Origin of the sequence: Blastococcus sp. TF02-8, assembly GCF_003319175.1 — a bacterium.
Classification (GTDB): Bacteria; Actinomycetota; Actinomycetes; order Mycobacteriales; family Geodermatophilaceae; genus Blastococcus.
Genome location: NZ_QOHK01000001.1, coordinates 545459 through 558360 on the forward strand (window position 1 = coordinate 545459; position 12902 = coordinate 558360).

The following is a 12902-nucleotide window of genomic DNA, read 5'->3' on the forward strand; positions in this document are numbered from 1 at the left end:
ACCCCATGACCACCCTCTGGGACACGACCGGGTCGGCCGTCGTCAAGGAGCTGGCCGCGCAGCGGCGCACCGGTGGGGCGGTGCTCTCCGGAGTCGCCCTGACCCTGGTCGTCGTGGCCGACGAGAGCCGGGTGGCCGAGGCCGAGGAGGCCGCGACCCACGCGGCGGAGATGCACCCGTGCCGCGTGCTCATCGTCGTCCGGCGGCAGATCGACGCCCCGGTGCCCCGCCTCGACGCCGAGGTGCAGATCGGTGGCCGGCTCGGCCCGGGCGAGGCCGTCGTCATGCGGATGTACGGGCGGCTCGCGCTGCACGCCGAGTCGGTCGTGCTCCCCCTCCTCGCCGCCGACGCCCCGGTGGTGACCTGGTGGCACGGCGTCCCGCCCGAGCGGATCGCCACCGACGCCCTCGGCGCGCTCGCCGACCGGCGGATCACCGACAGCTCGCTCACCGAGGACCCGACCGCCACGCTCCGTCGGCGCGCCGAGGACTACGCCCCCGGCGACTCCGACCTCGCCTGGACCCGGAGCACCGCCTGGCGCGCGGTCCTCGCCTCCACGCTCGACTCGGTGTCCGGCCGCCGCAGCGACGCCGTCCGGGTCCAGGGCGGCCGGATCGAGGGTGACCCGGCCAACGCCACCGCCCAGCTCCTCGCGGGCTGGATCTCCTCCCGCTGCGGCTGCGCCGCCGACGTCGTCGAGGGCTCCCGCAACCCCGGTCCCAGCGGCGTGGAGGCGGTCGGGCTGCGCCTGGACCAGGACGAGCAGCTGGAGGTCCGCGCCGATCACCGCGGCGGCGCGGTCATCTCCCAGCCGTACCGGCCGGACTCCACCCTGGCGCTGCCCGAGCGCTCCCTGGGCGACCTCCTCAGCGAGGAGCTCCGGCGACTCGACCCCGACGAGCCCTACAGCGAGGCACTGGAGGCGGCCACCGGGCTGCACGGGCTCTCCGACCGCGCCCCGGTCCGCGAGCACGTCTGGTTCGATCCCGCCGCCCCGGAGGGCGCACCGCCACGGCGCCGCTCCGGTGGCCGGGCCACCTCCGCCGACGCGGTGACCTCGTGAGCCTCTCCCCCGGTGACCGGAGCTCCGCAGAGCTGCCCGACGGGGACCGTCCGACACCGCAGGTCGTCATCGAGCCCGACGCCGACCGGCTGGCGCGCGCGGTCGCCGAGGCACTGGTCGCCCGGCTCGCCGCGGCCCAGGCCGTGCACGGCAGCGCGTCGGTCGTGCTCACCGGTGGAGGCATGGGAGCCGCCGTCCTCGAGCACGTCGCCGGCCTCGTGGCCGAGCCCGTGCGCGAGGTCGTCGACTGGCAGCAGGTCGACTTCTGGTGGGGCGACGAGCGCTTCGTGCCCGCGGACTCCGACGACCGCAACGAGCGGCACGCCCGGGCGGCGCTGCTGGACCGGCTCGACCTCCCGGGTTTCCGGGTGCACGCCATGGCCGCCTCCGGCGGCGACCTGGCAACCCCGGAGGAGGCCGCCGAGGACTACCTGGCCGAGCTGCGGGAGTACGCAGCCGCGGGCCGCGACCTGCCGCGCTTCGACGTCCTCCTGCTGGGGATGGGCCCCGAGGGTCACGTCGCGTCGATCTTCCCGGACTCCCCCGCGGTGCGCGACGACCGGCCGGTGCTGGCGGTGCGCGACTGCCCCAAACCCCCGCCGACGCGGGTCAGCCTCGGCTTCGCGGCGATCAACGCCGCCGAGGAGGTCTGGCTGGTGGTGTCCGGTGCGGAGAAGGCGCCGGCCGTCGCCCGTGCGCTGGCCGGCGCCCCCGCGGAGGAGATCCCGGCGGCCGGGGTGCAGGGCACCCGGGCCACCCGGTGGCTGCTCGACGCGGCCGCGGCCGGCGAGCTGCCGCGCGCCGCGGGCTGACTCAGCCGCCGCGGCGCACGCGCAGGCGCTGCAGCGCCTCCTCGAGCAGGGCGTCGCCGTCGGCGTCGCTGCGCCGTTCGCGGACGTAGGCGAGGTGGGTCTTGTACGGCTCGATCCGCGGCGCCGGAGGCGGGTCGTCGCGGTCCTGCCCGGCCGGGAGACCGCACCGCGGGCAGTCCCAGAACTCCGGGACGTCGGCCTCGCTGGCCAGCACCACCCGCGTCTCGTGCCCGTTCGCGCACCAGAAGGGGATCCGCCGCCGGGGCGCGGACTCGCCCCGCTCGGCCTCCCCCATCGGACCCGCACCGACCCGGGAACCCCGGATCGCGTTGCCACCAGCCACGTGTGCCCCCTGATCGTCGCTCCGGGTCGCGGCGGCACGAGGCCGCCGCGGGCCGAAGTCTAGGGCCTTCCGGGCATGGTTTCGGTCACGTTTTCGTCCCGGCTGCGCCGACCGCTCGGCGGCGTCAGGAGACGTTCAGCAGGATCCCGATCCCGACGATGCAGACGCTCCAGATCACCGCGGTGCCCACGGTGATCCGGTTCAGGTTCTTCTCCACGACCGAGGACCCGGCCAGCGACGACGAAGCGGCGCCGCCGAACATCGACGACAGACCGCCACCCTTGCCGCGGTGCAGCAGGATGAGCACGATCAGGAGCAGGCTGGTGATCACCAGCACCACGTTCAGCAGCAGCTCCATGGACCTCTCCGGAAGGCTCGACGACCGGCGACGGACGCCAGCTCTCGCATCGAGCCTAGCCGACGCCCCCTCGGGTCCTGGCGAGGTGCGGGCGGTGGGGCGTGCGGCCCCGGCGGGGTCAGCGGACGCCGGCGGTCGCGACGTCGTAGCTGGCGTAGGGGCGCATGACGACGCCGTTGTGCAGCCGCTGGCCGGCGAGCAGCTGGATCCGCGCCTCGGCCAGGGGCACGTACGCCGCCGTCCTGCGGACCGCCTCGGCCACCGCCGCCCAGGAACCACCGTTGCCGGCGCGCGCCTCGTCGACCAGCTGGTTGACACCGGGATCGTTCAGCCGCGCGTAGTTCGTGTTGCCGACCAGGCGCACGCTGCGACCGTCGACCAGCGGCACGAGGAAGGAGCCGGGCGTCGGGAAGTCCGCGTTCCGCGTGGCCAGCACGATGCCGTACCCGTTGCGGGCCACGGTGTCGGGATTGCCGACCTCGGTCGCGTAGAAGGAGACCGGGTCCAGCGGGCGGATCTCCACGTCGATGCCGACCTCGCCCAGCTGGTCGGAGATCTCCTGCGCCACCTGGAGGCTGCTCGGCGCGTCCGGGACGGCCAGGACGGTGCTGAAACCGTCCGGCAGCCCGCACTTCCCGAGCGCGGCACGAGCAGCCTTCTGGTCCGGGCCCGCGTCGCTGTGCTTCGGCCCGCCGCCGAGGCCGCGTGGCCAGAGCTGGGAACTGCGCACCGCGTCCACCGCTCCCCCGAGCGCGCCCTGCACCCCTGCCCGGTCGATCGCCGCCGCGACGGCCGTCCGGCAGTTCGGGTTGTCCATGGGCGCCACGTCGGTGGGCAGCGCCAGGACCCGTACCGAGCCGGTGGTCACGTCGTCGATGCGGCCGCGCAGCGGGTCGTCGTCGTCCTCCGACAGGCGGGCGGTGGTGGCCACCTGCACGCCGGTGCCGGAGATGTCGATGTCGGCCGATCCGGCCAGCAGGGCCTGGTCGCGCTCCACGCCCGACAAACCGGTGCGCACCACCACCGAATCCGGCAACGCGGTGCGGACGTCGTCGGTGGCCCGGTCCCACTGCGGGTTGCGCTCCAGCAGGATGCCGGTCTCGGCGTCGACGGAGGTGATGGCGTAGGGGCCCGAGGACACCGGGTCCAGGCCGTACTGACCGGCGGTGTCCAGCTCGGCCGGAACAGGGCTGCTGGACGGAAGGGCGAGGACGTAGGGCAGGTCCGGCTGGGGGGACCGCAGGTGGAAGACGATCGTCCGGTCGTCGGGCGTCTCGACCGACGTCAGGTCCGGGTCGTCCTCCTCCCGCGAGTACGGGCCGGGGTAGGGGTTGGCCGGGTCGTCGAGCAGGTCCACGACATAGGTGGGGCCACCGACGACGACGTCGGAGGCGAACGACCGCTGGATGCCGTACTTGACGTCCTGGCTGGTGATCGGGCGGCCGTTCTCGAACCGGGTGCCCTCGCGCAGCGTGAAGGTCCAGGTCAGCCCGTCCGGGGAGACCTGCCCGAGGTCCGTCGCGAGGTCGGGGACGAGCTCGTCGGTCGCCCCGGGCTCGGCCGAGTACGTGACCAGGGTGCGGGTGTACAGCCGCATGAGGTTCCAGACGCCCGGCAGGTAGGAGCGCTGGGGATCGAGGCTGTCGATCTGCGGGGCGACGATCCGGAGGGTGCCACCGCTGCTGTCGGACGGGGACCGCACGCCCTGCACGCCGACGTCAGCGCCGTCGGAGAGGACGGGGACGTCGGCCCGCCCGCCCGCGCCACCGAGGCAGCTGACGGCGAGCACCAGCACGAGCAGCACGACGGCTGCGGACGCGAGGAGCCGCCGGCGGGACCAGCCCCGGGCCCAGTCGGGCAACCGGTCGGCCAGTCGTTCCAGCGTCTGCTGCACCACCTGCTGCCCGCCCCCACCCGTGTCCGGCCGGCGGCGGGCAGCAGGGTTCAGCTACCGCCGGCGGCGATCCGACAGATCTGTGCGAACTCGTCGGCGTCCAGGCTGGCACCGCCGACGAGCGCGCCGTCGATGTCCGCCCCGGCCAGGATCCCGGCCGTGTTCGCGGCCTTCACCGACCCTCCGTAGAGGATACGGACGGCGGCGGCCGTCTCCGGTCCGAATCGCTCGGCGAGCCGCGCCCGCAGGGCACCGCACACCTCCTGCGCATCCTCGGCGGAGGCGACCTCACCGGTGCCGATGGCCCAGACCGGCTCGTAGGCGATCACCAGGCTCGCCCCCACCTGCTCGGCGCTCAGACCCTCGAGCGCGGCGTCGAGCTGCGCGGTGCAGTGCGGGACGTGCGTCCCGGCCTTGCGGACGTCGAGCCCCTCCCCCACGCACAGGATCGGCACCAGCCCGTGCCGCAGGGCGGCCCGGACCTTGGCGGCGACGACGGCGTCGTCCTCGGCGTGCAGGGCGCGACGCTCGGAGTGGCCGACGGTGACGTAGGTGCAGGCGAGCGCGGCGAGCATGCTGCCGCTGACGTCACCGGTGTAGGCGCCGGAGTCCTGGACCGCGAGGTCCTGCGCCCCGTAGCCGACCGCCAGCTTGTCGCCGGCGACCAGCGTCTGGACGCTGCGCAGCGCGGTGAACGGAGGGAGGACGACGACCTCCGCCGTCTCCATCTCCTTGTCCTTGAGGCTGAACACCACCTTCTGCAGCAGGCCGATGGCCTCCAGGTGGTTCAGGTTCATCTTCCAGTTGCCGGCGATGAGCGGCCGGCGTGCGGCGGTGGTTGCCATGGTGTCCCCGTTCAGTCCGCGAGCACCGCGAGGCCCGGGAGCTCCCGGCCCTCGAGGTACTCCAGCGACGCACCGCCGCCGGTGCTGATGTGGCCGTAGGAGTCCTCGTCGAGCCCGAGCACGCGGACGGCCGCGGCGGAGTCGCCCCCACCGACGACCGACAGCCCACCGACCCTGGCGACCGCCTCCGCAACACCGCGGGTGCCGGCCTGGAACGGGGCCATCTCGAACACGCCCATCGGGCCGTTCCAGAAGACGGTGCGGGCGCCGGCCAGCTCACCGGCGAAGAGCTCGACCGTGCGCGGGCCCACGTCCAGACCCATCTGGTCCTCGGGGATCGCGTCGGCGTCGACCGTCGTGGAGCCGGCGTCGGCGCTGAACTGCGGAGAGCAGACCACGTCGACCGGGAGCACGATGCGGCCCCCGGCCTCGGCGAGCAGCCGGCGGCAGGTGTCGACCTGGTCTGCCTCGAGCAGCGACGTCCCGACCCCGTGCCCCTGGGCGGCGAGGAAGGTGAAGCACATGCCGCCGCCGACGAGCAGCCGGTCGACCTTGGGCAGCAGTGCCTCGATGACCGCGAGCTTGTCGCTGACCTTGGAACCACCGAGCACCACCACGTAGGGGCGCTCCGGGTCGGTCGTCAGCCGGGTCAGGACCTCGAGCTCACGGGCCACCAGCCGGCCGGCGTAGTGCGGCAGGCGCTGGGCGACGTCGAACACCGAGGCGTGCTTGCGGTGCACGGCGCCGAACGCGTCGTCCACGTAGACGTCGGCCAGCGCGGCGAACCGGTCGGCGAGCTCGCCGCGCTCCGCGTCGTCCTTCGACGTCTCGGCGGCCTCGAAGCGGACGTTCTCCAGCAGGAGGACGTCGCCGTCGCGCAGCGCCGCGGCCTTCGCGCGCGCGTCGTCCCCGGCGGTGTCGGCGGCCAGCGGGACGTCGACACCGAGCAGCTCGCCCAGGCGCGCGGCGACCGGCGCGAGGGAGAACTGCGGGTCCGGCGTGCCCTTCGGGCGGCCGAGGTGAGCGGAGACGATCACGCGGGCCCCGGCCTCGCGCAGCGCCTGCAGGGTGGGCAGGCTGGCGCGGATGCGGCCGTCGTCGGTGATCTCGCGGGTGCTCTTGTCCAGCGGGACGTTCAGGTCGGCGCGCAGCAACACGCGCCGACCCGAGACGCCCTCGGCGAGCAGGTCGTCGAGGGAGCGCATCAGAGCTTCGAGCCCACCAGCGCGGTGAGGTCCACGAGCCGGTTGGAGTAGCCCCACTCGTTGTCGTACCAGCCGAGGACCTTGGCCATCGGGCCGAACACCTTGGTCAGCTTCGCGTCATAGATGCAGGACGACGGGTCGGTGACGATGTCCGAGGAGACGATCTCGTCGCTGGTGTAGGTCAGGTACTTGCCGAGCGGCCCGGCGGCGGCCTCGCGGTAGGCGGCGTCGATGTCGTCGGCCGTGGCCTCGTTCTTCAGCTGCACCGTCAGGTCGGTGGCCGAGCCGGTCGGGACCGGGACGCGGATCGCGTAGCCGTCGAGCTTGCCCTTGAGCTCGGGCAGGACCAGGCCGATGGCCTTGGCGGCGCCGGTGGAGGTCGGCACCATGTTGAGCGCGGCACCGCGGGCACGGCGGAGGTCCTTGTGCGGACCGTCCTGCAGGTTCTGGTCGGCGGTGTAGGCGTGGATCGTGGTCATGAGACCCCGCTCGATGCCGAACGCGTCGTTGAGGACCTTGGCCAGCGGGGCCAGGCAGTTGGTGGTGCAGGACGCGTTGCTGATGACGGTCTGCGAGCCGTCGTACAGGTCGTCGTTGACGCCCATGACGATGGTGATGTCGTCGTCGGTCGCGGGCGCGGAGATGATGACCTTCTTGGCGCCACCGGCGTCGACGTGCTTGCGCGCGTCGGCGGCCTTGGTGAAGAAGCCGGTGGACTCGACGACGACGTCGACGCCCAGGTCGGCCCACGGCAGGTTCGCCGGGTCGCGCTCGGACAGCACCTTCATCTGGGTGCCGCCGATGGTGATGCCGTCGCCGTTGGCCACGACGTCCTGACCGAGGCGGCCGAGGATGCTGTCGTACTTGAGCAGGTGGGCCAGGGCCTCGTTGCTGGTCAGGTCGTTGACCGCCACGATCTCGATGTCCTGGCCGCTGGCCGCCGCGGCCCGCCAGAAGTTGCGGCCGATCCGGCCGAATCCGTTGATGCCTACCCGGACCGTCACTGCAGACCTCCACTGTCGCGTCGAAAGCTGTGGCACTCGGGGGCCGCGAGTCGCGGCCTCGCTCCGGCTCCGAACCCTAGCGGGCGCGTGATCCGACGGCTCCCGCACGCCCGATCGAGCGACGACATGATGATCAGGTGACCTGATCGTTCCGGGTCCTCCCCCGCGGTCGACGGCGAGGGAGGACCCGGAACGGTGAGGGAGGACGTCGGCGCGGTGCCGCGCCGGCCCGGCCCCCTCGGGGCGAGGGGTCCTCCTACTGGGCGAGCATGTCGTCGGTGACGACGGACTCCGTGTCCGGGATGCCGAGGTCCTTCGCCCGCTTGTCGGCCATCGCCAGGAGACGCCGTATCCGGCCCGCGACGGCGTCCTTGGTCATCGGTGGGTCGGCGCGCTGGCCCAGCTCCTCCAGCGAGGCCTGACCGAACTCCAGCCGCAGCCGACCGGCGACCAGCAGGTGCTCGGGCGCATCCTCGCCGAGGATCTCCAGCGCCCGCTCGACCCGCGCGCTGGCGGCGACGGCGGCCCGCGCCGACCGGCGCAGGTTGGCGTCGTCGAAGTTGGCCAGCCGGTTCGCCGTGGCCCGGACCTCGCGGCGCATCCGCCGCTCCTCCCAGGCCAGCACCGCGTCGTGCGCGCCCATGCGGGTCAGCAACGCGCTGATCGCGTCCCCGTCGCGGACGACGACCCGGTCGGCTCCGCGCACCTCGCGGGCCTTGGCGGCGATCCCGAGGCGCCGGGCGGCACCGACCAGGGCCATGGCGGCCTCGGGGCCGGGGCAGGTGACCTCGAGCGAGGAGGACCGACCGGGCTCGGTGAGCGAGCCGTGCGCCAGGAACGCGCCGCGCCAGGCGGCCTCGGCGTCGTTGATGCTGCCGGAGACGACCGCCGGGGGCAGGCCCCGGACGGGGCGCCCGCGCTGGTCGACCAGTCCGGTCTGCCGCGCCAGACCCTCCCCGTGCTTCGCGATGCGGACCAGGTAGCGCACGCCGCGGCGGATGTTGCCGCCCGCGAGCACGCTGACGCCGCTCGTGTAGCCGTAGACCTCGCTGATGTCGCGGCGAAGCCGGCGGGCCACGGACCCGGTGTCCAGCTCCGCCTCGATGACCACGCGGCCACCGACGATGTGCAGGCCGCCGGAGAACCGCAGCAGCGCGGTCACCTCGGCCTTGCGCTCGGAGGTCTTCGTGCACTCCACCCGGGAGAGCTCGTCCTTCACCATGGCGGTCATCGCCATGCCGTCCACCCCCACGTCGCGCCGGGACGTCCTGCCCCGGGCATTCGGGAAAGCGTCATGCGCGCCGTCCCCTTCCCCCTCGTGCCGCCCAGGCGGCCGTGCCTTCGTTACCCGGTCGAACCGATCTACTCGTTCACCGCCGACCGACCACCGACGCCAGGGCGGCCGACAGCCGCTCCGGCTCGTGCCGGGGCGCCCCGTCGGGCTCGGCCACGGGCGCGAGCACCAGCTCGGCACCGCAGTCGCGCACCGCGTCCAGCAGACCACGCCGGTCAACTACCGATTCAGCATCCGCGATCACGCTGTGCAACGCCACTCCGCCCAGATGTGCTCGCAACACTGTCAGATGCTCCTCCGGCGAGAAACCGTCGGTCTCACCGGGTTGCGGCTCCAGGTTGAGGACCACGACCACCTTCGCCCGCGCGGCCTCCAGCGCGGCCCGCAGCTGCGGGACGAGCAGGTGGGGAAGCACCGAGGTGTACCAGGAGCCAGGACCGAGCGAGACGACGTCGGCCGCCGCGATCGCCTCCAGGACGGCGAGGTTCACCGGCGGGTCCGCCGGCGAGAGCGAGATCTCCCGCACCCGGCCGGGCGTCGAGGCGATGGCCACCTGGCCACGGATCCGTCGGGTCCGCGCCGGGTCGTCGGGGTCGGTGCTCTCCACCCGGGCCACCAGGTCCAGCGGGACGTCGGCCATCGGCAGCACGCGCCCGGGACAGCCGAGCAGGTCGGCGAGGCTGTCGAGCGCCCGCACGGTGTCACCGCCGTGCATCTCCACCAGGCCGGTGAGCACCAGGTTGCCGACCGGATGGCCGGCCAGCACGCCGCTGCCACCCAACCGGTGCTGCAGCAGGTCGGCGACCAGGCGGGTGCGCTCGTCCTGACCGGCGAGCGCGGTGAGGGCCATCCGCAGGTCGCCGGGCGGGAGCACCGGCATCTCCCGCCGGATCCGGCCGGAGGAGCCACCGTCGTCGGCGACGGTGACGACCGCCGTCAGCTCCGGGGTGATCCGCCGCCAGGCTCCCAGCGCCGCCGCGAGACCGTGCCCACCGCCGAACGCCACGACCCGCGGCGGACGCCCGGGCACCGCTTCCCCGCCCACTACTCGCGGCCCAGGTCGCGGTGGCGGGCGACGGCGGCGATGCCCTCGGCGCTGAGCCGGCGGGCGAACTCCTCGGCGATGGCGACGCTGCGGTGCTTGCCGCCGGTGCACCCGACCGCGAGCGTGAGGTAGCGCTTCCCCTCGCGCCGGTAGCCCGGGAGCAGCAGCCGCAGCACCTCGGTGTACCGGTCGAGGAAGGGCTGCGCATCCTGCTGACCCAGGACGTAGTCGCGCACGTCGGCGTCGCGGCCGGTGTGCGCCCGCAGCTCGGGGATCCAGTGGGGGTTGGGCAGGAACCGCGCGTCGACGACGAGGTCGGCGTCCAGCGGGAGCCCGTACTTGAAGCCGAAGCTCATCACCGTGGCCGTCAGCGGCGGGGTGCGGCCCTCGCGCGCGAACGCGTTCTCCAGCGTGGCGCGCAGCTGGTGGACGTTGAGGTCGCTGGTGTCGACCCACAGGTCCGCCTCGCCGGCGATGCCCCGCAGGAGTGCCCGCTCCGCGGTGATCCCGTCGGTGAGCGTCCCGTTGCCCTGCAGCGGGTGCTCGCGCCGGTTGGACTCGTAGCGCCGGACCAGGACCTCGTCGCGGGCGTGCACGTAGACGACCCGGGGCCGGTGCCCGGCCTCGGACATCACCCGGATCGCCTCCTGCAGGTCGCTGGAGAAGGCGCGGCTGCGCACGTCGACGACGGCAGCGAACCGGCGGACGTCGCCACGCGCGCCGAGCTCCACCATCGGCAGCAGCAGCGCGGGCGGCAGGTTCTCCACGACGAACCAGCCCAGGTCCTCCAGCACCCGTCCGGCGCTGTTCTTGCCGGCGCCGGAGAGCCCGGTGACCACCACGACCTCGAGCGGCGCGAGTTCGGTGGAGGCCGGGTCCATCGCCGGAGAGAGACCGTTCTGCGGGCCGACGGCCAGGTGCTCGTCGCCGCGCTGCTCCACCACGTCTCCCGTCGTCTCCGTGCCGCTCACGAGGCCACCCGCCCGACCTCGGCGGTCGCACCGGCGCCGTTCTGCGGCGCGGCCTGCTGTGCGGGACCCTGCGGCGCGAGGGTCGACTCGGCGGCAGCCGTCTCAGCGGCAGCGGCGTCGGCCGGATCGGCGATCGCCGCCTGGACCGCCTCCGCCGTCCGCCGGCCGATGCCGGGCACCGCCATGAGTTCCTCGACCGTGGCCGCGCGCAGCCGCTTGAGGGATCCGAACTCCTTCATCAGCGCCTTCCGCCGGGTCTCGCCGAGACCCGGTACGTCGTCCAGCAGGGAGACCAGCATGCTGGTCGACCGCTTCTGCCGGTGGTAGGTGATCGCGAAGCGGTGGGCCTCGTCGCGCACCCGCTGGAGCAGGTAGAGCGCCTCGGAGGTGCGCGGGAGGATCACCGGGTCGCTCTCCCCCGGCAGCCACACCTCCTCCATGCGCTTGGCCAGCCCGCAGACGGCGACGTCGACGATGCCCAGCTCGTCCAGCGACCGCGCCGCGGCCGCGACCTGCGGCGCACCGCCGTCGACGACGAGCAGGTTGGGCGGGTAGGCGAACCGGCGCGGGCGGCCCTCCTCGGCCGCGACCCCCTGCTCGTCGCGCCGGTCGGCCTCCTCCTTGAGGTGGCGGGCGAACCGGCGCCGGACGACCTCGGCCATCGCCGCGGTGTCGTCGGTGCCGTTGGTGACGGAGAACCGGCGGTAGTCGGACTTCTTCGCCAGACCGTCCTCGAACACCACCATCGAGGCCACGACGTTGGTGCCCTGCACGTGGCTGATGTCGATGCACTCGATCCGCAGCGGGGCGTCGGGCAGCTCGAGGGCCTCCTGCAGCTCCGACAGCGCCAGGGAGCGGGCGGTGAGGTCGCTGGAGCGCTTCACCCGGTGCCGGGCGAAGGCCTCCTTGGCGTTGCGCTCCACGGTCTCGAGCAGGCTGCGCTTGTCCCCGCGCTGCGGCACGCGGAGCGACACCCGGCCGCCGCGCAGCTCCTCCAGCAGCTCGACGTAGACGTCGGCGTCCTCGGGGAGCTCGGGCACGAGCACCTCGCGGGGCACCTGCTCCCCCGCCTCGCCTACCCCCGTCTGCTCGTCGACCCCGCCGTACACCTGGAGCAGGAACTGCTCGACGAGCTCGCCGGTGGTGACCTCCTCGACCTTGTCGATGATCCAGCCGCGCTGGCCGCGCACGCGGCCGCCGCGGACGTGGAAGACCTGCACCGCGGCCTCGAGCTCGTCCTGGGCGAAGGCGACGACGTCGGCATCCGTCCCGTCACCGAGGACGACGGCCTGCTTCTCCATCGCCCGCTTGAGCGCGCCGAGGTCGTCGCGCAGCCGGGCCGCCTTCTCGTACTCCATCGCCTCGGCGGCCTCGCCCATGTCGCGCTCGAGCCGCTTGATCATCGAGTCGGTGCGCCCGGCCATGAAGTCGCAGAAGTCGTCGACGATCTTGCGGTGCTCCTCGGCGCTGACCCGGTCGACGCAGGGGGCGGCGCACTTGCCGATGTAGCCGAGCAGGCAGGGGCGGCCGATCTGGCCGGCGCGCTTGAAGACCCCGTTGGAGCAGGTGCGGGCCGGGAAGACCCTGGTCAGCGTGTCGAGCGTCTCGCGGATGGCCCAGGCGTGGGCGTAGGGCCCGAAGTACCGCACGCCCTTCTTCTTGGGCCCGCGCATGACCTGCAGCCGCGGGTACTCCTCGTTCAGCGTCACCGCGAGCGAGGGGTAGCTCTTGTCGTCGCGGTAGCGGACGTTGAACCGGGGATCGAACTCCTTGATCCAGTTGTACTCGAGCTGGAGGGCCTCGACCTCGGTGCCGACGACGGTCCACTCGACGCCGGCGGCCGTCGTGACCATCTGGCGGGTGCGCGGGTGCAGACCGGCGACGTCGGCGAAGTAGCTGTTCAGCCGCTGACGGAGGTTCTTGGCCTTGCCGACGTAGATGACGCGCCCGTTCGGGTCACGGAACTTGTAGACGCCGGGGCTCTCCGGGATGGATCCGACCGCCGGGCGGTACGTGGACGGATCGGCCATGTCTCCACACTAGGTCGCGGGGCCGACACGCCGTCAG

12 protein-coding genes are annotated in these 12902 nt (G+C 73.5%); 2 read left to right on the plus strand and 10 right to left on the minus strand.

The features are described from left to right. The first annotated feature begins 5 nt into the window (after window positions 1-5). A complete protein-coding gene (locus tag DQ237_RS02580) occupies window positions 6-1064 on the plus strand; it encodes a glucose-6-phosphate dehydrogenase assembly protein OpcA (protein WP_113796779.1) in 1059 nt (352 codons plus the stop codon). Further along, a complete protein-coding gene (pgl, locus tag DQ237_RS02585) occupies window positions 1061-1876 on the plus strand; it encodes a 6-phosphogluconolactonase (protein ID WP_113796781.1) in 816 nt (271 codons plus the stop codon). The genes DQ237_RS02580 and pgl overlap by 4 nt, the downstream gene beginning before the upstream one ends. A gap of 1 nt (window position 1877) precedes the next feature. Here the strand turns inward: pgl and DQ237_RS02590 are convergent, their stop codons facing one another. The 10 genes from DQ237_RS02590 to uvrC all read right to left on the minus strand — a co-directional run bounded on the left by DQ237_RS02590 (window position 1878) and on the right by uvrC (window position 12865). Continuing rightward, the gene (locus DQ237_RS02590) at window positions 1878-2219 is read right to left on the minus strand and encodes an RNA polymerase-binding protein RbpA (RefSeq protein ID WP_113796783.1); all 342 of its coding nucleotides are present in this window, start codon (window positions 2217-2219) and stop codon (window positions 1878-1880) included. A 124-nt stretch (window positions 2220-2343) separates the two neighbouring features. Then, window positions 2344-2577, minus strand: coding sequence for a preprotein translocase subunit SecG (gene secG / locus DQ237_RS02595; protein ID WP_113796785.1), 234 nt, complete (start codon window positions 2575-2577; stop codon window positions 2344-2346). Between the two features lie 118 nt (window positions 2578-2695). Next, window positions 2696-4471: an ABC transporter substrate-binding protein gene (locus DQ237_RS02600; protein ID WP_240619344.1), complete on the minus strand. Its 1776-nt coding sequence runs from the start codon at window positions 4469-4471 to the stop codon at window positions 2696-2698. A gap of 50 nt (window positions 4472-4521) precedes the next feature. Continuing rightward, entirely contained in the window at window positions 4522-5316 is a 795-nt protein-coding gene (tpiA, locus tag DQ237_RS02605; protein WP_113796789.1) for a triose-phosphate isomerase, read from the minus strand. A gap of 11 nt (window positions 5317-5327) precedes the next feature. After that, complete coding sequence (gene pgk, locus DQ237_RS02610; protein WP_113796791.1) at window positions 5328-6521, minus strand: phosphoglycerate kinase; 1194 nt, start codon at window positions 6519-6521, stop codon at window positions 5328-5330. Then, window positions 6521-7525, minus strand: a complete 1005-nt coding sequence (gene gap, locus DQ237_RS02615; protein ID WP_113796793.1) for a type I glyceraldehyde-3-phosphate dehydrogenase — start codon at window positions 7523-7525, stop codon at window positions 6521-6523. The genes pgk and gap overlap by 1 nt, the downstream gene beginning before the upstream one ends. A gap of 256 nt (window positions 7526-7781) precedes the next feature. Further along, on the minus strand, window positions 7782-8762 hold the full coding sequence (whiA, locus tag DQ237_RS02620; protein ID WP_091930636.1) for a DNA-binding protein WhiA: 981 nt from the start codon (window positions 8760-8762) through the stop codon (window positions 7782-7784). 133 nt (window positions 8763-8895) lie between these two features. Then, the gene (gene yvcK, locus DQ237_RS02625) at window positions 8896-9849 is read right to left on the minus strand and encodes a uridine diphosphate-N-acetylglucosamine-binding protein YvcK (protein ID WP_240619345.1); all 954 of its coding nucleotides are present in this window, start codon (window positions 9847-9849) and stop codon (window positions 8896-8898) included. 14 nt (window positions 9850-9863) lie between these two features. Beyond that, a complete protein-coding gene (rapZ, locus tag DQ237_RS02630; protein WP_240619346.1) occupies window positions 9864-10835 on the minus strand; it encodes an RNase adapter RapZ in 972 nt (323 codons plus the stop codon). Next, window positions 10832-12865, minus strand: coding sequence for an excinuclease ABC subunit UvrC (uvrC, locus tag DQ237_RS02635; protein ID WP_113796797.1), 2034 nt, complete (start codon window positions 12863-12865; stop codon window positions 10832-10834). Before uvrC ends, rapZ begins: the two co-directional genes overlap by 4 nt. Window positions 12866-12902 lie beyond the last annotated feature (37 nt).

Coding starts and splice junctions, on each gene's coding strand:
- whiA (WP_091930636.1), bottom strand. CDS start 8,762: ATGGCGATGACCGCCATGGTGAAGGACGAGCTCTCCCGGGTGGAGTGC.
- secG (WP_113796785.1), bottom strand. CDS start 2,577: ATGGAGCTGCTGCTGAACGTGGTGCTGGTGATCACCAGCCTGCTCCTG.
- tpiA (WP_113796789.1), bottom strand. CDS start 5,316: ATGGCAACCACCGCCGCACGCCGGCCGCTCATCGCCGGCAACTGGAAG.
- pgk (WP_113796791.1), bottom strand. CDS start 6,521: ATGCGCTCCCTCGACGACCTGCTCGCCGAGGGCGTCTCGGGTCGGCGC.
- uvrC (WP_113796797.1), bottom strand. CDS start 12,865: ATGGCCGATCCGTCCACGTACCGCCCGGCGGTCGGATCCATCCCGGAG.
- DQ237_RS02580 (WP_113796779.1), top strand. CDS start 6: ATGACCACCCTCTGGGACACGACCGGGTCGGCCGTCGTCAAGGAGCTG.